The organism is Mesorhizobium sp. Ca11 (assembly GCF_020165275.1).
GTDB lineage: Bacteria > Pseudomonadota > Alphaproteobacteria > Rhizobiales > Rhizobiaceae > Mesorhizobium.
Genome location: NZ_JAIUHU010000014.1, coordinates 82,329 through 104,651 on the forward strand (window position 1 = coordinate 82,329; position 22,323 = coordinate 104,651).

The following is a 22,323-nucleotide window of genomic DNA, read 5'->3' on the forward strand; positions in this document are numbered from 1 at the left end:
CAACCGCAGCCGCCGACGGTTGGCGCAGGCGCCCTTCGACGCCCATTGGACTTCGCCACGGCACAACCCATATTTGAGCTCATGGAGCTTCGAGCGTGACCTTCGCGCGGGTGGCCCTTTTCGCCGTTGCCCTCCTGGCCGCGGCTGCCGTTTCTTCCTTCTCCTCGACCGGGAGCGGGAAGGTCGCGTTGAGCGTTGCCATTGACGGCGCTATCGGGCCGGCCAGCACCAGGCAGCTCGAGGAGGCGCTCGATACTGCTGCTCAACGCAACGCCGAAGTGCTCGTCCTTCAGCTCGACACGCCGGGCGGCCTGGTCACCTCGATGCGCGAGATGATCGCCGACATTCTGGCCTCGCCCGTGCCCGTCATCGGCTACGTCGCGCCGGCCGGCGGCCATGCGGCGAGCGCCGGCACCTACATTCTTTACGCAACCCATGTCGCGGCGATGGCGCCGGGCACCAATCTGGGCGCGGCGACGCCGGTCGAGATAGGCGGGCTGCCGTCGCTGCCGGGCGGCGACAAGGACAAGAACCAGGAGGGCGTCGCCGAGCCGCCCGGCGACGAGATGATGGCCAAGGTGACCAATGACGCGGTCGCGCTCATCCGCTCGCTCGCCGAGATGCGCGGCCGCAACGGCGACTGGGGCGAGAAGGCGGTGCGCGAGGCAGCGAGCTTGTCGGCCAACGCCGCCCTGCAGGAGCATGTCATCGACTTCGTCGCCCGCGACACTACCGAGTTGCTGCAGCTTGCCGACGGGCGCACCGTCGATGTCGCCGGCGCCAAGAAAGTGCTGGCGACGAAAGGGCTGCCGGTCGAGACGCTGGAGCCTGGCTGGTTCATACGGCTGCTCTCCGTCATCACCGACCCGAACACCGCCGTCATCCTGATGCTGGTCGGCGTCTATGGCCTCGTCTTCGAGTTCACCAGCCCGGGCGCCGTGGCGCCCGGCGTCATTGGCACCATCTGCCTGGTGCTCGGGCTCTATGCGCTCAACCTCTTGCCGATCAACTATACCGGCCTGGCGCTGATGGTGCTCGGCATCGCCTTCCTGATCATCGAGGCCTTCAACCCCACCGTGGTTCTGGGGTTGGGCGGCGTCGCCGCTTTCCTGCTCGGCTCGGCCATGCTGCTCAGGATCGAAGGGCCGGGCTTTGCCATGTCGTGGGCGGTCATCGGCCCCGCCGCCGTGCTGACGCTCGGGCTGGCGCTGCTCACCGGAACCTATGTCTGGGCGGCGCGCAAGAAACCGCCGCGCGTCGGCGGCGAGGCGATGCGCGGCCTGCCCGTCGAGATCGTCGACTGGCAGGGCGGTGAGGGCCATGTGCTGGCTTTGGGCGAGCGTTGGCGGGCGAGGGCCGACGAACCGGTCGCACCCGGCGACAGCGTTGAGGTGACCGACGTCAGCGACCTCGTGCTGACCGTGCGGCGTCGCGATGCGAGCAACAACGGAGTGAAATGATGGTCGGTTACGTGGCCTATCTCATCATTGCGCTGCTGGTGATCATCTTCCTGGCGGCTGCCATCCGCATCCTAAGGGAATATGAACGCGGCGTGGTCTTCACGCTCGGCCGCTTCACCGGGGTCAAGGGCCCTGGCCTCATCATCCTCATCCCGTTCGTCCAGCAGATGGTGCGGGTCGATCTGCGCGTGGTCGTCCAGGATGTTCCGCCGCAGGATGTCATCTCGCGCGACAACGTCTCGGTCAAGGTCAATGCCGTGCTCTATTTCCGCATCGTCGACGCCGAGCGGGCAATCATCCAGGTTGAGGATTTCATGGCCGCGACCAACCAGCTGGCGCAGACCACGTTGCGCTCGGTGCTCGGCAAGCATGAGCTCGACGAGATGCTAGCCGAACGCGACAAGCTCAACAGCGATATCCAGGAGATCCTCGACCAGCGCACCGATGCCTGGGGCATCAAGGTCTCCAATGTCGAGATCAAGCATGTCGACCTGAACGAAAGCATGATCCGCGCCATCGCCAAGCAGGCCGAGGCCGAGCGGCTGCGCCGCGCCAAGGTGATCAATGCCGACGGCGAGCAGCAGGCGGCGGCGAAGCTGGTCGAGGCCGGCCGCATGCTTGCGGCCGAGCCGCAGGCCATGCAGCTGCGCTATTTCGAGGCCCTGCACGACATCGCCGGCGAGCGCTCGTCCACGGTGGTATTCCCGCTGCCGGTGGAATTGCTCGGGCAGTTCATGAAGGGCCAGGGCAAATGAGGCATTGACGCTGCCGGTCTTCCCTCGTCGGTAGAGTCAATCAGCCTCGCCGCCCGAACCCTTGCCGCATTCTGCCAGCACCTTGCCGATCCGCAGCACCTGAGCCTTTCAGCGGAAAGGTATTTGTCGGCCGAGATCGTCACCTCGCCCTTTCCCCGCAGCAGCGCCAGCAACGGGTCGGAAGGGCCGGACAGGTCTGCCGTGAAGTAATTGTACATCGCCTCGAGCTCGAGCTTTTTGGTCACGCTCTTGCCGCCGGCCTTGAAGGTGAAGGATCCGCCGATGCCGGGCTCCAGCTGCCCGCCCTCGGCGCCGAGATCATAGCTCAGCACCGGCTTATCGAAGCAGGCCAGCATCAGACGCGCATCGCCCTTCGGCCCGCCGCACACGGAAGCCGTCATCACGCTGCCGCCTTCGTCCTCCTCCATCCGGGCGGACCAGGCGCAAGGCGCGGCATGGGCGGAAGGGGTGGCTAGAAGGGCAAGTGTGACGATTGCCAGTGCGCTTTTCATAGTCGATCCCCACCGTGGCGGGCATCATATAGATATTGGCGAAAGTCGGCGAGCGGCCAATCTCTCCTGAATGGATCTCGCTTAAGTGCTCTTGGCCGGCTCGAACAATTCCAGCAGATTGCCAAAGAGTCGACCAGCAAGATCTGCGAGCCGCCCGGCCTCGTCACGATTTCATTGCGGAAGTTTAGGCCTGCCATGCGCAACCGGGCGACCTCCTTCGTCGCAAAACGCGCGCGATAGCGCTCGGGTTCGTCCGCGGCGTTGCCGGCGACGGCGATTGCACCAGGTATTGACGACAAATCCGACCGCCGACGATTGCAAGGAGGTAAAGCGATGACCGATGACGCAACCGCGATCCGCCAGGTGGTCGAGACCTGGATGGCGGCGAGCCGGAAAGGCGATCTGGAGACCGTGCTTGGTCTGATGACGGACGATGTCGTCTTCATGGTTCCCGGCAAGGAGCCCTTCGGAAAGGAAGCCTTCGCCGGGCCTCCAGGAACATGGGCGAGACGAAGATCGACAGTGACAGCGAGATCGTAGAGCTCAAACTGCTCGGCGACTGGGCCTATATCCGCAACCGCATCGATATGACCGCGACACCGCCCGGCGGCGAGCCGGTGCGGCGGTCCGGCTATACGCTGACGCTGCTGCGCAAGGAGAATGACGGCCGCTGGCGGCTGGCGCGGGATGCGAATTTGCTGGCGGCAAAAGGATAGGGCGCGGCCGCCGGAATTGCCCCTTCTGGGGCGAGGAATCTTGTCCTGCGGCCACCGCGTCCGCGATCTCCGCCGCGGATGCCCGCTATGTCGCGCTTACTTTCGCCACGGCGGCTCAGGCGCAAAGCGTTTGCCGATCCAGTCGGCGAAGGCGCGGGTCTTGGCGGCCTGACCCTTGGCCGAGGGCATGACGACATAGACCGCGCCCTCGTCGGCAAGTGTCCAGTCCTCCAGGATCGGCACCAGCCGACCGTCGGCGAGCTCGCGCCCGACCAGCCAGTCGGTGCTCATCATCAGGCCGACGCCCTGCACGGCGGCCTCGACCAGCACCTCGGCGTCGTCGCTGACCAACGGCCCCGAAACCTCGACGCGCACGCGCCGACCCTCGCGGTCGGTCATCTCCCAGGCCGGAAAGGTCTGGAAGCCGGAGAAACCCAGGCAGCTATGCTCCAGCAGCGCCTGCGGCGTTTCCGGCCTGCCCCTTCTGGCGAGGTAGGAGGGCGCGGCGCAAAGCAGCCGGCGCCGCGTCGCCACCTTGCGCGCCACCAGGCGCGAGTCCTCCAGGCTACCCAGCCGTACGGCGACGTCGAAATTCTCGGCGACGAGATCGGCGAAGCGGTTGGAGAACTCTGCCTCGATGTGGACCTCGGGGAACTCCGCCAGGAATTGCGGCAAGAGCGGCCCGATCCACATGCGCCCGAAGGTCCCGGGCAGCGCCAGCTTGAGCAGGCCGCGCGGCCCGCCGGCGGCATGCGCCGATGCAGCCGCCTCGGCCTCGTCGACCGAGGCAAGGATGGCGCGTACGCGCAACAGGAATTCCGCGCCCGCCTCGGTAAGCGACACGCTGCGCGTGGTGCGGTGGAGCAGCCGCACCCCCAGCCGCTCTTCCAGCGATTGGAGACGGCGCGACAGGATGGTCGCGTCGCGCCCGACTCTCGCTGCCGCCCTGGTGAAGGAGCACGCCTCGGCGACGGCCGCGAAGGCCGCCATTTCGGCAAGGGCGGAGGGCTCAACTGATTGCTGCATGATTTGCAATACTCAAATGCAAAGTCCAACGATTATCGAGTAGTAGCGCAGCAGATAGGTTCGCTCAATCGTCCATCGACCACGCACGGAGTGAACCCATGAAAGCCATCGAACTCAGCCAACCCCGGCTCGACGCCTTCCGCGCCGCCAGCATCGCCACGCCCGAACCGCAACGCGGCGAGGTGCTGATCCGCCAGCGTGCGGCGAGCCTGAACTTCGTCGATGTCGCCGTTGCGAGCGGCAATTATCCCGGCCCGGTGTTTCCGCTCGTTCCCGTTGCCGACGGTGCCGGCGAGATTGTCGCGCTGGGCGAGGGCGTGACGACATTCAAAACTGGCGACCGCGTTGTTGCCCACGCCAAGCCGCGCTGGATCGGCGGCCGGCCGCGTCCCCACGAGATGACGCAGATGCGCGGCATCTCGTTGCCCGGGTCGCTGGCCGAATATGTCGCGCTGCCAGCCAACTCGGTCGTGCCGGTCCCGGCGCATCTCTCCTTCGAGTCGGCCTCGACCTTGCCGATCGCCGGCACCACCGCGTGGAACGCCATCCGCGCCGCCGATGTCGGGCCGGGCTCCGTCGTCGTGCTGCTCGGCACGGGCGGCGTCTCGATCTTCACCCTGCAGCTTGCCAAGGCGGCCGGGGCCACCGTCATCATCACGTCGTCCTCGGACGAGAAGCTCGAGCGGGCCAAGGCGCTCGGCGCCGATCACCTGATCAATTACCGCGCGACACCGGATTGGGACGGCAAGGTGCTGGAACTGACCGATGGCCTCGGCGCCGACCTCGTCGTCGAGACCGGCGGCACCGCCACCTTCGCGCGCGCCGTCAACGCCACCGCGCCCGGCGGCGCGCTGTTCACCATCGGCTTCGTCACCGGCGCCGAGGCGACCGTCAACCTGCTGCCGATCATCATCAAGGCGCTGAAGGTGGTGGGCAACAACACCGGATCGGTCTCAGACTTGCGCGACGCTGCCCGTGCCATCGGCGCCGCCCGGATCGAGCCGGTCGTCGACAAGGTGTTTTCACAAAACGAGGCGACCGAAGCCTACACCTACATGGCCGCCGGCGGCCTGCATTTCGGCAAGCTGGTGTTCGGCTTGGATTGGTAGGAAGAGCCGGCGCTGGAGTGGGCGAAAGCGATGAATCTCTCGGTCTCCCTGAAGCCGACTTCCCTGACAGGAAGATGTGGGAGCTTCAATCCGCCTCGCCGCCCGAGCCCTTGCCGTATTCGGCCGGGCTCCGTCGACCGAGCGTTCTCACGCTACTCCCGATCCTTCTCACCTTTCGCCGTCAGAACTTGACGTCGAGGTTGGCCTTGACGCCGTTGTCGGCGTCATGGGAGCCGAACCAACCGGTGTAGGACAGGCCGAGCGTGGCATTGGCCGAGATCGGCAGGTCGAAACCGGCATCGATCACCACGCTGTCCCTGGCGACAGGTACGCCGGCGATTGTAAAGGCATCGCCGCCGGCGAAGGCGAAAGTCGAAGTCGGAGAGACATCGCCGAATGCATGGCGCCAGCCGAGCGTGCCACTCGCGGTCGCCTCGATGTTGCCAAGCGTCAGGCCGGTCGAGGTGCGTAGCCCGAGCGTGGTGAAGGTCGCGTTGATGGTTGAACTTGCGCTGGTCAGGGCTGCACCGCCACCTTTCTCGGTGAAGCCGTCGGTGTCCACGCTGACATAGGCGAGATTGGCGAAGGGCTCGAACTTGAAGCGCCCGGCATCGGCCTTGTAAGCGAGTTCGCCGAACACCTGTGCCGTGCCGGCATCGTAGTCGGCCGACAGTTGACCGGCGAAGCCGTTGAAGGCAACCGCGCGTTTTGCCGAGACGCTGTTCCAGCTGTAGGCGGCGCCGGTGCGGAACGCGATGGCGCCCCAGTTGGTGCCGCCATAGAGCCCGAGATGATAATTGTCGCCGGCGCCGCTGGAACGGCGAGCGTCAGCGTCGAAAGTCGAATGGCTGTAGCCGCCGATGGCGCCGACACGCCAGTCCCCGACCAGGCTATCGGCGCCGACCAGCAGCCCCCCGGTCGAACGATCGAAGGCGGCGGCATTGCCGTCGCTGCCGGTATTTCCCCACGAGCCGAAAGCTTGGCCCCAGACGGCGACGCGATCGGTGTCGGCCGCGACCATTTCCGGCCCGCCCTCGCCATAGGCCATGACCGGCAACGCGGCTGCGTCGGCATCGCCAAACGCGGCGCTGATCCGCCTGGTGGCGGCGTCGCGGATGAAGCGGCTGTCCTCGAGCAGCATGCCCTTGGCCGAGGCGTGAATTTCCCCGGAAAGCTGGTCGAAGGCGTCCTGGGCGGCTGCCTTGCTCGGCAAGGCAAAGATGGCATCGAAGAGCGGATTGCCGACGCCCAGACTATCCGCTCCGCCGCCGGTGGCGATCTGGTTCGACGTCAGGCCAACGCTGGCAAAGCTTGCCTTGGCCAGGTTGAGATAGACATTGTTCGCGTCATAGGTCAGCGTCGGCGCAATGAAGATCGAGCCTTCGAAACTGGCCTTGTCGAAGGCACCAGTGACACCGCCCGCCGCCGTGACGATCGTATAGGTCGTGCCGGTCGCATAATCCGGATAGGGGATGACGACGACCGTGCCGCCGCCGATCGTCACGGCGCCGGTGGCGCTGATCAGATCGGATGTGCCGCCGCTTTCGACTTCAACGGCATAAATCGAACCGGCCGAGAAGGTTGTATTGCTCACATTGATCGTGCCGATCGAATTGCCCGGTGCGAAGGTCCCGCCCGAAGCAATGGTCACATTGCCTGCCGTGCCCGATCCGCCAAGCAGGCCGCCGGTGACATTGATCGCGCCGCCGAGCGAGCCGTTGACATAGAGGCCGCCGCCGAGAACGTTCGTCGTCCCGGTGAAGCCGGCGGAATTACCGGTCAACTTGGTGTTGCCGGCGATCTGGTTGATCGTCCCCAGTCCGCTGATCGCCGCAGCGAAGCCATTGTTCGCGCTGGTATGGTTGAAATTGAGCGTGCCGGTGCCGGCGCCGAACTGCAACGTGGCCGAATCGAGGACGCCGGCGCCCGTCGCCGCAGTGCCCGCCGCGCCGCCGATGTTCAGCGTGCCGGTCGAGCCGGCCTGGCTGGCGATCACGGTAACGCCGTCCACCAGAGCGATGCCGCCGTTGGAGAGCGTCACCGAAGCTTTGCCGCCGAAACCGATCCCCAGGGCGCCGTGCATCTCCCACAGCGCGGCCGGGCCGTCGACGGTTGCCTGTCCGGTGGCACCCGTGGCGATCGCCATGTAGGCGGTGCCGCCGGAGGCGACGCCGCCATTGGTGACGGCAAGAGTGCCGCTTCCGAGACCGCCAAGGTACATGCCGTTCTTGTTGGTCCATTTCGAGCCCGCGCCGTCGACGGTAATTGCACCGGTGGCTGTTGCCGCCTGGCCGACAAAGACGAAATTGGCATCTGCTGAGCCGCCGTTGGAGATGGAAAGTGTCGCGTGACCGGCGCCTCCCAGGGTAAGACTGTCATCGGTGCTCCAGGAAGATCCCGCCCCGTCCACCGTCACGGTCGCGGTTGCGGTATCGAATTCTCCGAGGATCGCGGCCTGGTTGAGGACGTGGCCGCCATCGGTGACCTGGAGCGTACCCGCGCCCTTGAAACCGACGAACAGGTCGCCGGAATTCATCCAGGTCGAACCCGGTCCATCGACCACGACTCCGCCGGCCGAATCGGCTTCGAGTGCGACATAGCCCTTGGTGTCGTTGACAGCGCCGCCGTTTGAAATCGCCAGCGTGCCGGTACCATGATAGCCGACGACGAGGTTCCCGCTATTGGTCCAGGTCGAGCCGGCGCCGTCGACCGTTGCCGTGCCGGTCGAGGCTGCATCGAAGCCAAGGTAGCCCAGGTCATTGCTGACCGTGCCGCCGTTCGAAATCGTCAACGTGCCCTTGCTGAGGCCTCCGACGTAAAGATTCCCGCTGTTCGTCCATTTTGATCCCGCGCCGTCGACGAACACCGCGCCAGTCGAGCCCGCCGAGTTGCCGACATAGCCCGAGGCGCTGCTGACCGCGCCGCCATTGCTTACCGCCAAAGTGCCGGCGCCGAAATCGCCAATACCCAGGTTGGAGCTGTTGGTCCAGGTCGAGCCGGCGCCGTCGACGAACACCATGCCGATGGAGCCCGCCTTTGCGCCGACAGCGGCCCAAGTGTTGCTGACAACGGCACCGTGAGAGATCGCCAGGGTGCCGTTACCGAAATCGCCCACCATCAGGTTGGAGCTGTTTGTCCAGGTCGAGCCGGCGCCATCGACGAACGCGATGCCTGTCGAGCCTGCCTGCGCGGCGATATTGCCCCCACCATTGCTGACCGCGCCACCATTTCCAATCGTCAGCACACCAGTGCCGCTATCGCCGACATAGAAGTTCGAACTGCTGGTCCAGGTCGAGCCGGCACCGGTAACTGCCGCTGTGCCGACAGAGCCCGTCTGCGCGCCGATCATACCGATGGTGTTGCTGACCGCGCCGCCATTCGAGACCGTCAGCGCACCCTGGCCCTGGAAGCCGATGAAGAGGTCCGAAGTGTTGGTCCAGGCCGAGCCGGCACCGTCGACCGTCACCAGGCCTTTGGACCCCGCGGCATAGCCGGCATAGCCAACCGAACTGGTGACTGCGCCGCCATTGGTGATCTCCAGCGCGCCGAAGCCCGCGTTCCCAACCGCAAGGGCCGCGTTCGCCCAGGTCGAGCCGGCACCGTCGACAGTTGCTGTGCCAGTGGAGCCGGCCAGGTTGCCCAGAATGCCGCTCAGATTGCTGACCTTGCCGCCGTTCGAGATGTTCAGCGCACCGGTGCCCTGATCGCCGACATACAGGTGGGAAGAGTTTGTCCAGGTCGAACCCGCGCCGTCGACCGTCACCATGCCGTTGGAGCCTGCATGCGTACCGATGCTGCCCGTGGCATTGTTGACCGCGCCGCCATTGGTGATGTCCAGTGTGCCGACGCCACGTTCGGCGATATAGAGATCGCCGCTGTTGGTCCAGGTCGAGCCGGTCCCGTCCACCGTGACCGTGCCAGTGCCCTGACCGAAACCGACATGGCCCACGGTGTCGCTCACGGCGCCACCGTTTGAGATCGTAAGGGTGCCGGTGCTGTCGGTGCCCAAGGCAAGGAAAAGGTCGGTACTGTTGCTCCAGAGCGAGCCCGCTCCAACGACGCTTACGTTGCCGTTGGCGTTCGAAGCGTAGCCGAGATAGCCGGCGGTGTCGGCAAGCGTGCCGCCGTTCGTAATCGTCAGCGAGCCTGTGTAACTCGCTATGGTGCCAACAAACAGATTTTGCGCGGCTGCGTTCGCCGCATTGACCACGGTCGGGTGCGGAAACGCCGCGTCGAGGGTGACGTCGTCGCTCGATGTCGGGACAGCGGTGGGATTCCAGTCTCCGGCGGTGAACCAATCCGTGGACGCCGCGCCGGTCCAGATCTCGGCTGCCGTGGCGCTTGGCTGGCCAAGGCCGATCAGCGCCGTCGACGTCAACGCCAGATATTTCAACGCCTTCTTCCGGCCTTCAAATCCATTCTTCGGCATTTAATCCCCTGACAGACAAGTCATTTCACCCTGAAGGTGGACATGTCATTGGAGCCCGGGCATTGTCTTGGGCAGCGCCGCACTGGAATTGGACTGGAAAGAGATGCCGGTTCTTTTCTGCGCGCTGTGATGGTTTGGCACCACCGAGCATTTTGCAGCCAAGCGGCGTCGCTTGGCGTCGCAGAAATGCGGCTAAAACAAACAGATAGAGCGAATGGGTAAATCGGAAATCGCGTCGCCTGACCGATTCGGGAGACGCCCGGTTCTATCTGGCGCTCGTCGGCGTATAGCCGAAGCGACGGCGGAAACAGCGATTGAAGTAGGACACGTCGCTGAAACCGCTCATCATCGCAATTTCGCTGACCCGCATACCGTCATTGTGTCTTTGGGCGAGCATCTTATGTGCGCTTTGCAAGCGCAGCTCGAGCACACGCTCGGAGAAGCTGATACCCGTCTCCTGGAGGATGTCGTGAATATAGCGCGTCGACAGACGGAGTTCCTTTGCGACGCCCTGCGCAGAGATGCCAGGATGGGCGAAATTGTCTGCGATGTTGGCCAGGACCGCCCGCAGCCTGGCCGCGCGCAGGCCGCGCAGGCCAGCCAATTCGGCAGCCTCACCTTTCGCGCCCGTCACCAGACCGATCAGATCGACGATCACGTCCGTTGCGTGCGTGATGAGATCGGCCGAGACGAGGGGGCGGCCGGTCTCGAGAAGTTGGCAATAACGCTTGAGAAGATCGAGAGCCTCGCTTTCGGCGCCGATCTTCAACGCCAGCCTGTCATCGATCTGTGGGAAGGCCTGTATGAGGACGGCGCGTGGGACCACCACGTTGGCCCACACATTCCGGTCGGCACCGACCATTTTCAGTGCTTCCGATGCCGTGACCAGGACCGCTTCTCCCTTGCCGACGCCGTATTCGCGGCCGACCTGCGCCCCGGTCAAAACGGTGTCGGCCTTGTTGATCAGCAGGAGATATCCGTCATTGTCGTCGTCGGCAATGTTGCTTGCTTTCCTCGTTGCATGCCTGATCGTTCCGGACATCTGGCCGAGAACCAGTGATCCGACAGCCGTGGCTTCGATCGCCGCCTCGAAAGGCAGGTCTGCGGATATGCCGTATTCAACCGACCATATCTCCGCGACATGGATGTCCTGCCAGAGGGAAAACCGATCGCGTTCATTGAGATGCGAGGGCAACTGAGCCGATGAAAACACCGTCTTTCGCGACAATCGAACACCTCGAAAAGCTACAGCTTCAAAAATTGTCGAACGCGATGCTTTCCAATCCGGGAATAACAAGCGACATTGATCGCTCGGCGTTCGACCGATCGCATTAGACCCTTAATCGAGTTCAACCAGGCGTGGCGTCACCCCAAAGTATGACGTCGCGAAATCCTTCCAGACGGGATCGGCGTTTTTTGCGCCGGGCGGCTGTCGATTTGTTGCTGTATTCATCTTTTTTCGCTCGTCCCTCATGCGGGGCAGGGCATGTCAGGGGGCGTGGTGGAGAGGCTGGGCAGCGAAGTACTTTATTCGATTATCGGTGAAATTTATGATTGCGTCTTGAATCCGGAAGGCTGGACCGGAGTGATGACCCGTGTCACCGAAGCTGTCGACGCTGCCTATACCACTGTCGCGCTGGCCAGCACTGCTGACAATCAGGGCCGTTTCGCGGCTCAATCAGCTTGGGATCCGGTGCAAATGCGCGCGCTCCAGGAGGATTATGACTTTGACGAAATTCCCGGATTGAAGGCCGCGGTCGTTGGCGACATCGACACGCCTGTTGCGACGCTGTCGCATATGAGCGAGGCCGAGCTCCAGCAAACGCCGTTCTTCCAGAATTGGGCCGGACCGCAGGGATTGCGCGAGGCTTGCATCACTAAATTCGTTCACACGCCGGACCGGATTGGTCTCATGGGCTGCACCACGCGTGCCAACAGGGGTATCATAACCGTTGAAGAGCAGCGGTTCCTGGCATTGCTCTCGCCGCATCTGCGTCGCGCTTCCCTGATTGGAGATCTGCTCGATCAGACCCGCATTACCGCCAATTTCTATCGCGAAGCGCTCGACCATCTCGCCGTGCCTATCGTTTTTGCCGGCGCCGACGGAGCAATCCTCCATGCGAATGGGGCTGCCGACCGGATGTTTTCCGGGCAGGGTCCCATTCTTTCCAGGAAGGGCCTGCTCCAACCGCAGAACCCCGTGGTCGCCCGCGCTTTGGCGGAAGCATTAGCAAGCGCTGCCGGCGCAGATGCTTCGCTTGGCTCTCGCGGCATAGGGCTGCCCGTTTCAGCGCCGGGTCAACCGCCCGCCGTAGCCTATGTGTTGCCGCTGACCGAAGGAACTGCGCGCGCGGCTTTCCGGCCCGCCTGCGCTGCCGTCTTCGTATCGACCACGACGTCCTCTTCTCCGCTGCCGGAGGCCGTTCTCACGACGCTGTTCGATCTTACTCCCGCGGAGGCACGGGTCCTCCTGCGGATCGGCAGCGGATTGCCCGCGTCCAGGAGCGCCTCGTTGCTCGGCATCAGTGAAAACACGTTGAAGACCCATCTCAACCGGATATTCGCCAAGACCGGTACGAGGCGCCAAGCCGATCTCGTCAAACTGATTTCGGACATAGGCATGCCTTTCGTAACTGATCAGGCTGCCGCCCGCCGCTGAGCTGACCGCGCCGAATTCCTCGTCGGCGCCGGGCGGAGCCAGGTAGACTCACACCCAATCGCTGCGTCCAGACCGGCAATCGACTGAGGCTGTATGGCCACACCGACCGGGAAAGCGTTGCGGCGCTCTCCAGGACAATTCAGGTGCGGTCCAGCCCAAGACGCCGCTGGCGAACAATGCAAAACCTCGACGACACCCGGATCGCCGCCGAGCATTTCGCGGCTGGGGAAGCAACATTGGGGTAGCAAACAGTGAAAACGGTTCTTCTCGCCACAGCCTTCATTCTGGCGCCTGTCGGCATCGCGTCGGCGGCGGACATCAATGAAACCTTGCCCGTTGCCGCCGACTACGACTGGTCCGGCCTCTATGCTGGCGCTCACTTCGGCTACGTCGCCGGAAAGTCCAATCTCTTCATCGCCGACGCTGGCCCTGGGGGTGCCGACGTTAACGCGCCCCTCGACCCGGATGGGTTCATTGGCGGCATCCATATCGGCTTCGATCAGGAAATGGCGAACCGCTTCGTGCTCGGCGCCGAGGCGGACATTGCTTACAGCAATGTGGATGGGGTGGGGACCTTCACCGGTGCCGGTGCGTTGCTCAAGACCGAACTCAAGTGGTCGGGTTCGGCGCGGCTGCGGGCCGGCTACGCTTTCGATCGGACCTTGCCTTACATCACCGCGGGCGTGGCCGCGGCCAAGTATGAAATGACTGTGATCGCCACCAGCGGTTCAATACCGATCCACGACGAAACCCATCTTGGCTGGACGGTTGGAGCCGGCGTCGAGCACGCTTTCACCGACAGGTGGATCGCGCGCGTCGAATATCGCTACTCCGACTTCGGCAAAAAGGATGTTTCGGTGCCGCTGTTCGGTCCTGGCACGGTTGCGAACATCGATCTCAAGACGCACGATCTGCGGGTCGGCCTCAGCTACAAGTTCTGATCTGGCAGGCCGAGCAAAACCCTGGCCTCGCGCCGAGGTTTTGTTCGTGCCGTAAAGGCATTCACGTCCGCCGGCGCGGGCCGAGACGATGACGACGCGCGCTCGGCCCGTCGGCGCGACACGTGCCGCCGGCCAGGGCGGAGGCCGTCCCTGGCGTCGACCTCAGATCAGCTTCTCCAGCGTGATCGGCAGATCCCGTACCCTTTTCCCTGTCGCGTGGAACACTGCGTTGGCAATCGCCGGCGCGATGCCGACGATTGCCAGTTCGCCCACGCCCTTGCCTCCAAGGGCGGAGGAGTGCGGGTCTGGGATGCCGACCGAGATGGTCTGGATGTCTGGGATATCGGCATTGGTCGGCAGCATGTAGTCGGCGAAATTGCTGTTGACGATGCGGCCGTGGCGACGATCGACGATGCCTTCCTCGAGCAGCGCCTGGCCGATGCCCATGATGATGCCGCCCTTCCACTGGCTCTCCGCCAGCTTCGGGTTGTAGAGCCGGCCCGAATCCAGCGCCGACACCACGCGCGACACGCGCACCGTGCCGAAATCCTCGTCGACGCGCACCTCGACGAAATGCGCGCACCAGGAATGGCGCGAATAGTCGCCCTCGGTGTGCGGGATCGACATGGCTATAGTGGTGTAGTTCTTGTAGCGCTCTTCCGGCGTCGTGCTGGCCGGCAGCGTGTCGCCCTTGGCTTCGATTTGGTCGCGGCCGATCGCCATCATGAAGTCGGCGATCGACAGGTCCGGCCCTTCGCCGCGCGGCGAGGCGATGCGGCCATCCCTCACTTGCAGCGTGTTCGCCTGCAGCTTCTGGAACGGCGAGCGCGGGTCGGAAAGCGCTAGCCCGATCAGCCCGTCCAGCGCCTGGCCTGCCGCCTTGTGGACGGCGCCGGTCATGACGCCGGCAAGTCGCGAGCCGCCGGTGACGCCGGCGCGGGCGAAATGCGAGTCGCCGAGCTTCACCGACACCCGCTCCACCGGCACGCCTAGCGTCTCGGCGGCGGTCTGCGCCAGGATCGTGTAAGTGCCCTGGCCCATGTCGATGGACGAGCTTTCGACTTCGACGGAACCGTCGGAAAGCAGCTTCACCACCGCCTCGCCATGCGCGCGTCGCACCGGATAGGTGCCGGCCGCGACGCCCCAGCCGATGAGCTGGCGGCCGTCGCGCATCGAGCGTGGCGCGTTGCTGCGCTTCGCCCAGCCGAACGCTTCCGCGCCGGCGGCAAAGGCCTCGCGCAACTGGCGTGTCGACCACGCCTTCTTCGCATGCGGGTCCTGCTCGGCATAATTGATCAGCCGCATCTCCAGCGGATCGATACCGAGCTCATAGGCAAGCTCGTCGATGGCGCTTTCGATGCCGAAGGCGCTCGGGTTCTCGCCCGGCGCGCGTTTTGCGCCCGGCACCACCGTATTGACCCGCACGACATTCTGCTTCGAGGAGAAGTTGGGCGTGGCATACATGATCGAGGTGACCGAGCCGAGCGGCTCGACCCACATGCCGTCGACCGCTGTCTCGTTGACGCCGCGATGCACGATCGACTGGATTTTGCCATCCCTGTCGGCGCCAATCGCAACGGTCTGACGCGTCGCCGCGCGGCCGCCGTAGGACGTAAAATTCTGCGGGCGGGTGAGCACCAGCTTCACCGGCCGGTCGAGCATCCTGGCGGCAGCCGCCGCCACCGCGCTGTGCGCCAGCGCCAGCGCCTTGGAGCCGAAGCCGCCGCCGATATAGGGCGAGACCAGCCGCACATTCTCGAACGGCACGGAGAACCACTCGGCATAGGTGCGCGCCATGCCGTCGAGCCATTGGCTGGGCTCCCAGATGGTCAGCTCGTCGCCCTCCCAGCGCGCGATCAGCCCATGCGGCTCCATTGCCGCCTGGAATTCGCGCGGCGTGTTGTAGGCCGCGCAGATGCGCACAGGCGCTTCGGCGAAGGCGGCTTCAGCGTCGCCCCATTCCTTGGTCATGGCGTCGATCGGGATGCCGTCGCCCGCCTTGCCGTCGCTCAGGTCGACGATGGCCGGCGTCTCGTCATACCACACCTTGACCAGCGCCGCGGCGGCGACCGCCTGCTCGAACGTCTCGGCTACCACCGCCGCGACATGCTGGCCGGAAAAGGTGACCTCGCGCACGAGCGGCGCGTAGGTCGGCTGCGAGGGCGGGTTGCCGAGCCAGTCCGATGCGCCCCTCAATTCCATGATGGTGTCGGGCGTCAGCACAGCGAGCACGCCGGGCGCGGTCTCGGCCGCGCGGGCGTCGATCGCCGTCACCTTGCCGGCGGCAATCGTTGCGCCGACCAGCACCGCATGCGTCAGCCCCTCGAGCTGCTGCTCGAAGGCATATTTCGCTGCGCCCGTGATCTTGGCCGGGCCGTCGACGCGCGACAGCCGGCCGCCGACCGCTTCGAGACGCGCGCTGTCGGACGCGGCGTGTTTCATGTCATGAACGGTCATGCCGTCTCTCCCAATTTGAGAATGGCGCGCGCGATCACGCGCGGCGCCAGCGCAATCTTGTAGTGGTTGGCGCCATGGTCGACGGCGCCCTCCATGGCGAGCTCGCTCGCCTTGCGGATCATGGCTTCGTCGAGCGGCTTGCCTTTCAGCGCCTCTTCGACGGCGCGCGCCCGCCACGGTTTCGTGGCGACGCCGCCAAGCGCCACGCGGATGTCGCGGATGGTGCGGCCATCGCCTTCAAGCTCCAGTCCGACCGCCGCGCTTGCCGCAGCGAACTCATAGGACTGGCGGTCGCGCACCTTGATGTAGGTCGAGCGTCTGGCCGCGGCCGAGCCTGGGATCTCTACTGCGGTGATCACTTCGCCGGGGCGGATGTCGTGCTCCTGCTCGGCGGTGGCGCCTGGCGCAAGGAAGAAGTCCCCGACCTTGAGCTTGCGCCCGCCGAGATCGACCTCGGCGTCGAAGGCGACGAGTGCCACGGCGAGATCGCCCGGATACGTGGCGATGCAGGCCTCGCTGACGCCGAGCACGGCATGGCCGCGCGTCGCGCCGCCGATCGCCGAGCAGCCGCTGCCGGGCGCGCGCTTGTTGCAGGCCGGGAAGTTTTGCGGATCGCGGAAATAGGGGCAGCGCGTGCGCTGCATCAGGTTGCCGCCGATGGTCGCCATATTGCGCAACTGCGCCGAGGCCGCCTGCCACAGGGCTTCCGATACGGCCGGGAAGCAGCTCTTCACGGAAGTATGGTCGGCGACATGGCTCATCCTGGCCAGCGCGCCGATCACGGCGCGGTCGGCGTTGACATCGATGGCGTTGAGCCCTTCGATGTGGCTGATGTCGATGACGGTCGAGGGTTCGGCGACGCCGCATTTGGCGAGGTCGATGAGCGTGGTGCCGCCTGCAAGCAGCATGGCGCCGGGAAGAGCGGCGGCGTTGCGCGCGGCCTCGACGCTGTCGGCGCGTAGATAGGAAAAATCTCTCACGAGCGCAGCTCCTGTGCGGCTTGGCGGACGGCGGCGACGATGTGCGGATAGGCGCCGCAGCGGCACAGATTGCCGGCCATGTATTCGCGGATCTCATCGTCGGAACCGGCATGGCCCTCGCGGATGCAGGCCACCGCAGACATGATCTGCCCCGGCGTGCAATAACCGCACTGGAAGGCATCCTGTTCGAGGAACGCGGCCTGCACGGCGTGCAGCGTGCCGTCCTGGCCGGCAAGGCCCTCGATAGTGGTGATCGAGCGCCCTTCGACTTGGGCCGCGAGCGTCAGGCAGGCCAGCACGCGCTCGCCGTCGACGTGCACGGTGCAGGCGCCGCACTGGCCCTGGTCGCAGCCTTTCTTGGTGCCGGTGAGGTGGAGCCGTTCCCGCAGCGCATCGAGGAGGGTGACGCGCGGCTCGACCTCTAACGCGTGGGCTTGGCCATTGATGATGAGGTGGAGTGAAAGCGTGGTGGGACTAAGGGTTGAACCGTTGGCGGCAAGACCGTTCCTGAAATGGCCGTCTTCGGGAGGATCGATGATGGTCTGGCTGGTCATGGGGCGTCGGGCTCCGATTGCTGGACGCTAGGGATGGAAATGGGACTTGGCAGGGGAGGGGCAAGGGCAACGTTTGAGGAAGGCGCCGTCGGCGGGGAGACTAATCTCCCCCTTGCGGGGGAGATGCCCGGCAGGGCAGCGGGGGGTGTGACGGAACGAGGCGTTTGCCGCTTCTGCGATTCGCTAGATAGCGCCAGGAAGGAAGCGCCTGTCACTTGCCGAGACGTTGGCGGGACAGCACCCCCCTCTGTCCCGCCGGACATCTTCCCCGCAAGGGAGGAGATCAGCAGCCTCATCGCCGCGCTCCACCAACCAGGGTGCGCTTCCCGTCCTTCTCTACGTGACATGCCGCTTCCCCTGGTTATATGATAAAAGCACTCCACTAAAACGGAGGCGCCTCCGTTTATTTACGTGGGGTCTGGCCGGTCATGGTTCAACCCCCATATTGCGTTCGGTGGAGAAAAAAGTGCCTGACCAGGAAATGACCGCTGAAGCGAAGCGCAACACGCATGCGCCAAAGCCGCTGCGCGCCGATGCGCAACGCAACCGCGACAGGCTGGTCGAAGTGGCGGCGCAGGCTTTCGCCACCGATGGCGTCGACGCCTCGCTGGAGGAGATTGCCAAGCGGGCAGGGGTCGGCATCGGCACGCTTTATCGCCATTTCCCAACCCGCGAGCATCTGGTCGAGGTCGTCTATCGCCGCGAGGTGGAAGGACTTTGCCACGCCGCCGAGGAACTCGCCCGGGAGCACACTGCCGATGTCGCATTGGAGCTCTGGATGCAGCGCTTCGTCGACTATATCGCCACCAAGCGCGGCCTCGCCACCAGCCTGCGCCTGTTGCTCACCACCAACTCGACGCTGTTCTCCGACACGTCCGGCCGCGTCTCGGGCGCCATGCGAAGTCTGATCGAGGCCGCCGCCGCCGCGGGAAAAATCCGCGCCGACGTCGACGCCTCCGATGTGATGCATGCGCTGGGAGGCATCTACTCGGCGCCGAACACGCCAGACTGGCGCGAGCGGTCGGGGCGGCTGGTGAAGCTGTTGATGGATGGGCTGCGGTTCGGGGCGAGGGGCTGAGGCGCGGGAACTGCTAATCTCCCCCACGAGGGCGAGATCAGCAGCTTCGGCGCCGCGCCATCTTCTCTCTCCCTGACTGGCATTCCCCAACCCGTGGCCTACATAGTCGGCACCACCCTCCCTTCCAAAAGGAACCTCTCATGCCCGAACAGCTCAAATTGAACGACGGCGCCACCATCCCGCAGATCGGGCTGGGCGTCTGGCAGGTCGATCCGGAGATCACGGCCAAGGTTGTGCGCTGGGGCATCGAGGGCGGCTACCGGCTGATCGACACCGCCGAGGGTTATCGCAACGAGGAAGGCGTCGGCGAGGCGATCCGTGCTGCCGGCATCCCGCGCGCCGAGCTGTTCATTACCTCCAAGCTGCGCAACGGCGCGCATCAGCGTGACGCGGCGCTGCGCGCCTTCGACGACACGATGCAGAAGCTCGGCATTGACCAGATCGACCTGTTCCTCATCCACTGGCCGGTGCCCAGCCAGAACAAATATGTCGAGGCCTGGAAGACGCTGGTCGAACTGCGGAAGGCGGGCCGTATCAAGTCTGTCGGCGTCTCGAACTTCAACCAGGACCATCTGGAGCGCATCATCGGCGAGACCGGCGTGACGCCGGTCGTCAACCAGATCGAATTGCATCCGCGCTTCCAGCAGCGTGACAAGCGCGATTTTCACGCCAGGCACAACATCCGTATCGAGAGCTGGAGCCCGCTGGGCAGCGGCCGGCTGCTGGCCGATCCGACGCTGGAGAAGATCGCGAAGAAGCACGGCAAGTCGGTGGCGCAGGTCATCATCCGCTGGCACCTGCAGGAGGGGCTGGTCGTCATTCCGAAGTCGATCCACCGGGAGCGCATCGCCGGCAATTTCGACATCTTCGGCTTCGAGCTGGACGCGGACGACATGCAGACCGTTCACGGTCTGGAATCGGCCGGCGGCCGGACGGGACCCGATCCGGCCACGGCGGCGTTCTTGTTCTGAGGGCTGCGCTCCTTTTGGCGCGGAGTCGGAACCGCCAACCTTCCCACGGATGGGGAAATAGCAGTTCTGCCGACGACATGCCGCCGCTCATCCGGTGAGCGCAGAGATGGTCTTTCGGGATGTCGATCCGGTGACGAAGCTTCGTATCTCGTCAACCAGACTGTCGCAATCTTCACCCCAGATCACGTGGTCTCTCCCGGCCAGCTCGACGTATTTGGCGCCTTGGATGTGGGTTGCCAAGTAACGCCCTTCCTCTGGGCGTACCCAGCGGTCGCCCGTCCTCTGCACGATCAGCGTCGGCACGCGGATCGCCGGCAGGATGTCGCGAACGTCGACTTCGGTACCCCAGCGCCAGAGCGCGATTGCATCGGCGGGCGAGGCCGAATTCCTGAGATAGGCGGCGAACCATTCGCGTTCGACCATGTTTTCGGTCAGGCTCGGCGCTGCGTTGCTCATGTCGGCTGGCTTGCCCCATTGTCTCTCGACGGCCGCTACGTCGTCGTCCACCTGCGCCACAGTTCTGGCCCAGGGATACTCTTTTGACCAAGTGCCCTTGGCGTAGGTTCCGTTAAGCACCAGCGCGGACGTACGCTCGGGATAGGTGGCGGCGAAAAGCATGCACATCGGACCGCCCTCCGAGCTGCCGAACAGCACCGCTCGGGTGGAGCCGACTGCGTCCAGCACCGCACGCACATCCTCCATGCGCTCTTCCAGCGTCGGCAGGCCGACATTGCGGTCGGATAGACCGGTGCCGCGTTTGTCGAATCGGATCAGGCGTGAAAAGGTGCCGAGCCGCTTGAGCACATGCGCGAAGCGCGGCGAGCCCCAGGCAAGGTCGAGATTGGAGACCCAGCCGGGCACGTATATGAGGTCAATCGGCCCTTCGCCGGTCACCTGATAGGCGATGTTGATTCCTGCCGATTTGACGTAGTGGGTGGTCGGCGGCATCGGCTCGCCGCCGGAAAGGCTCCCATCGGCATTTGCCCCCGAACCGGCCGCCGGCTCGGCGGCCGCAACCGGACGTGTCGAGTGAGGCGATGAACTCATCCGGCGTGTCCGCAGAGCCTCGTACAGTTGGCGCGTTTCCAATTCTGGCTGCAGCCCAAGATCTCTCTCCAGCGCCTCACGGCAGAGCTCATACTGTTTAAGAGCAAGGTTGATGCGGCCCTGCGCGGCATAGGCCCTCATCAATGCCCGGTGGATATCTTCGCGCAGAGGCTCCATTGCGAGCAGTCGCGCAGCCGTCCGCGCACAGGATGAAAGGTCGTTCGACGCGCTGTAATGCGCCACCAGCCTGTCCAGCGCTGCAACCGCGATCGTTCTCAGGCGCTCGCGTTCAATTCGAAGCCAATCTTCGAACGGCTCCTCTTTCACGCCAAGACCGTCGAGCAGGTCGCCGCGGTAGACGACGAGTGCCTCCTCGAGGTGTTCGGGCGACGATCCTGTCGCAAGCGTCTCGAACCGGGCGACATCGAAGTCGATCTCGTCGAGATACAGGCCGACACTGACGCCGTCTGTCAGAAACCGTCCGCTGCCGCACTTATGCATAGCCTTTCGGATGGCCGAAACGGCTTGCCTGAGGCTCATCCGGGCCTGGGTTTCGCCATTCAGGCTCCAGAGCAGGGCGGCCAGCTTCTCGCGCGATTGTGCCTGTCCGGCTTGCAGCGCGAGATAGGCCATCATCGCCCGTGCCTTGCGGCTCAAGGTTGGAGCAGCCGCGCCAGTACCGGCGAGATCAAATCCGCCCAGAAGATAAAGATGAGGCCCTTTCATTGAGTTCGGCCCCGGCCACGATTATGGCAATTCTTTCGCTTCGCCCCTGGTAATTCAACCGCTATCTGTCCCAAGCGGTCTTTTTCACGTTTCGATCACGCTGCCATCTCCAGCTTTATCACGGTCGCGCCAGAGAGTTGGCCGAACCTGAAACGTGGGAGAACCTCAATGCTGCCATTCAGCCCGACCGATTGGCCCTTCCGGCAAGATGACGGTTTCTACCGGCTCCAAGGCCTACCCGCAATCTTTCGTCACGACATCGCCCAGGCGCGGTACTTGGAGCAGCAGTTAGCGCAACGGTTGCCCGGCGCTCCCAGGATAAGTCTACCAATGCTCGCGAGCAGGCTTTTTGCCGTGGCAGCGTCGGCCCGTGCAGCGCTCTCTCGCCGGCATGCCGGGCGAGGACCCGCCTCCTTTCGGCTTTGAAAGCCGGCCTTCCGAGCCACGGCGGGCTTGACCTTAAATTCCCTCCCCGTCCACCAGCGGCACGTCATCTCCCTCCCACGGGCTGGGCATTGTCCCGCGTCCTGCGGTCGGCAGCGGCATCCAGCATCTGAGTTCCGGTTCTGCATATTCGACGATGCGGCCGGGCGAGGAGTCCGACGCCCGCCAGCCTTCCTCGCCGAACTGGTCGGCGCGCGACCAGTAGGCCATGTCGACCTCGGCCGGCCCCTGCTCGGAGGAACGCACCGTCACCAGGATGCGGCTGCCGTCCCGCGGCGCGCTCGCCATATTGCGCCACTGTTCGGTCTCGTCCATGCGATCTCCTCCTGCTGAACCAATTCCAGAAAACCGGCCGTCGCAATAGTCGCCGCCCGCCGGGAAGGGGTCAACCCGAACTTGGAGCGCGACAGGCAATTCATTCACAGCTAATATGTCATTGGCCGCAATCGGACAGACGAC

The 22,323-nt window shown here is 64.6% G+C and carries 16 protein-coding genes and 1 pseudogene; 8 read left to right on the forward strand and 9 right to left on the reverse strand.

What is annotated here, in order from left to right:
* Positions 1–95 precede the first annotated feature (95 nt).
* Both LB538_RS22605 and LB538_RS22610 read left to right on the forward strand, forming a co-directional pair.
* Complete coding sequence (locus tag LB538_RS22605; protein ID WP_224529541.1) at positions 96–1,460, forward strand: NfeD family protein; 1,365 nt, start codon at positions 96–98, stop codon at positions 1,458–1,460.
* The gene (locus tag LB538_RS22610) at positions 1,457–2,215 is read left to right on the forward strand and encodes a slipin family protein (RefSeq protein ID WP_095768310.1); all 759 of its coding nucleotides are present in this window, start codon (positions 1,457–1,459) and stop codon (positions 2,213–2,215) included. The genes LB538_RS22605 and LB538_RS22610 overlap by 4 nt, the downstream gene beginning before the upstream one ends.
* On the opposite strand, the gene LB538_RS22615 is transcribed toward LB538_RS22610, so the two are convergent.
* The gene (locus tag LB538_RS22615; protein WP_224529539.1) at positions 2,110–2,727 is read right to left on the reverse strand and encodes a hypothetical protein; all 618 of its coding nucleotides are present in this window, start codon (positions 2,725–2,727) and stop codon (positions 2,110–2,112) included. The genes LB538_RS22610 and LB538_RS22615 overlap by 106 nt on opposite strands.
* A gap of 378 nt (positions 2,728–3,105) precedes the next feature.
* On the opposite strand from LB538_RS22615, the pseudogene LB538_RS29380 reads away from it, so the two are divergent.
* A pseudogene (locus tag LB538_RS29380) lies at positions 3,106–3,443 on the forward strand (YybH family protein).
* 96 nt (positions 3,444–3,539) lie between these two features.
* Here the strand turns inward: LB538_RS29380 and LB538_RS22630 are convergent.
* The gene (locus LB538_RS22630) at positions 3,540–4,469 is read right to left on the reverse strand and encodes a LysR family transcriptional regulator (RefSeq protein ID WP_224529533.1); all 930 of its coding nucleotides are present in this window, start codon (positions 4,467–4,469) and stop codon (positions 3,540–3,542) included.
* 98 nt (positions 4,470–4,567) lie between these two features.
* Here LB538_RS22630 and LB538_RS22635 point away from each other — a divergent pair, with 98 nt between their 5' ends.
* Positions 4,568–5,578 carry a zinc-dependent alcohol dehydrogenase family protein gene (locus LB538_RS22635; protein ID WP_224529529.1) on the forward strand — a complete coding sequence of 337 codons (1,011 nt, stop codon included), beginning with the start codon at positions 4,568–4,570 and terminating at the stop codon, positions 5,576–5,578.
* Positions 5,579–5,759: 181 nt separating this feature from the next.
* On the opposite strand, the gene LB538_RS22640 is transcribed toward LB538_RS22635, so the two are convergent.
* Together LB538_RS22640 and LB538_RS22645 are read right to left on the reverse strand one after the other, a co-directional pair.
* Positions 5,760–10,007: an autotransporter domain-containing protein gene (locus tag LB538_RS22640; RefSeq protein ID WP_224529528.1), complete on the reverse strand. Its 4,248-nt coding sequence runs from the start codon at positions 10,005–10,007 to the stop codon at positions 5,760–5,762.
* A gap of 265 nt (positions 10,008–10,272) precedes the next feature.
* On the reverse strand, positions 10,273–11,235 hold the full coding sequence (locus LB538_RS22645; protein WP_224529527.1) for an AraC family transcriptional regulator: 963 nt from the start codon (positions 11,233–11,235) through the stop codon (positions 10,273–10,275).
* Between the two features lie 258 nt (positions 11,236–11,493).
* Between LB538_RS22645 and LB538_RS22650 the strand changes: the two genes are divergently transcribed.
* The gene (locus LB538_RS22650; protein WP_224529526.1) at positions 11,494–12,666 is read left to right on the forward strand and encodes a helix-turn-helix transcriptional regulator; all 1,173 of its coding nucleotides are present in this window, start codon (positions 11,494–11,496) and stop codon (positions 12,664–12,666) included.
* Positions 12,667–12,917: 251 nt separating this feature from the next.
* Positions 12,918–13,607: an outer membrane protein gene (locus LB538_RS22655; RefSeq protein ID WP_095768316.1), complete on the forward strand. Its 690-nt coding sequence runs from the start codon at positions 12,918–12,920 to the stop codon at positions 13,605–13,607.
* Positions 13,608–13,769: 162 nt separating this feature from the next.
* On the opposite strand, the gene LB538_RS22660 is transcribed toward LB538_RS22655, so the two are convergent.
* From LB538_RS22660 to LB538_RS22670, 3 genes are read right to left on the reverse strand one after another with little or no spacing between them, the layout of a single operon-like run.
* Positions 13,770–16,064, reverse strand: coding sequence for a xanthine dehydrogenase family protein molybdopterin-binding subunit (locus LB538_RS22660; protein ID WP_224529525.1), 2,295 nt, complete (start codon positions 16,062–16,064; stop codon positions 13,770–13,772).
* Positions 16,061–17,044, reverse strand: coding sequence for an FAD binding domain-containing protein (locus LB538_RS22665; protein ID WP_224685864.1), 984 nt, complete (start codon positions 17,042–17,044; stop codon positions 16,061–16,063). Before LB538_RS22665 ends, LB538_RS22660 begins: the two co-directional genes overlap by 4 nt.
* A complete protein-coding gene (locus LB538_RS22670) occupies positions 17,041–17,493 on the reverse strand; it encodes a (2Fe-2S)-binding protein (RefSeq protein ID WP_318011889.1) in 453 nt (150 codons plus the stop codon). The genes LB538_RS22665 and LB538_RS22670 overlap by 4 nt, the downstream gene beginning before the upstream one ends.
* Before the next feature lie 586 nt (positions 17,494–18,079).
* Here LB538_RS22670 and LB538_RS22675 point away from each other — a divergent pair.
* Together LB538_RS22675 and LB538_RS22680 are read left to right on the forward strand one after the other, a co-directional pair.
* Positions 18,080–18,676: a TetR/AcrR family transcriptional regulator gene (locus tag LB538_RS22675; protein WP_224529772.1), complete on the forward strand. Its 597-nt coding sequence runs from the start codon at positions 18,080–18,082 to the stop codon at positions 18,674–18,676.
* Positions 18,677–18,816: 140 nt separating this feature from the next.
* Positions 18,817–19,647, forward strand: coding sequence for an aldo/keto reductase (locus LB538_RS22680; RefSeq protein WP_224529519.1), 831 nt, complete (start codon positions 18,817–18,819; stop codon positions 19,645–19,647).
* 87 nt (positions 19,648–19,734) lie between these two features.
* Here the strand turns inward: LB538_RS22680 and LB538_RS22685 are convergent, their stop codons facing one another.
* A complete protein-coding gene (locus LB538_RS22685; protein ID WP_224529517.1) occupies positions 19,735–21,420 on the reverse strand; it encodes an alpha/beta fold hydrolase in 1,686 nt (561 codons plus the stop codon).
* A gap of 459 nt (positions 21,421–21,879) precedes the next feature.
* Positions 21,880–22,179: a hypothetical protein gene (locus LB538_RS22690; protein WP_095768322.1), complete on the reverse strand. Its 300-nt coding sequence runs from the start codon at positions 22,177–22,179 to the stop codon at positions 21,880–21,882.
* Positions 22,180–22,323 lie beyond the last annotated feature (144 nt).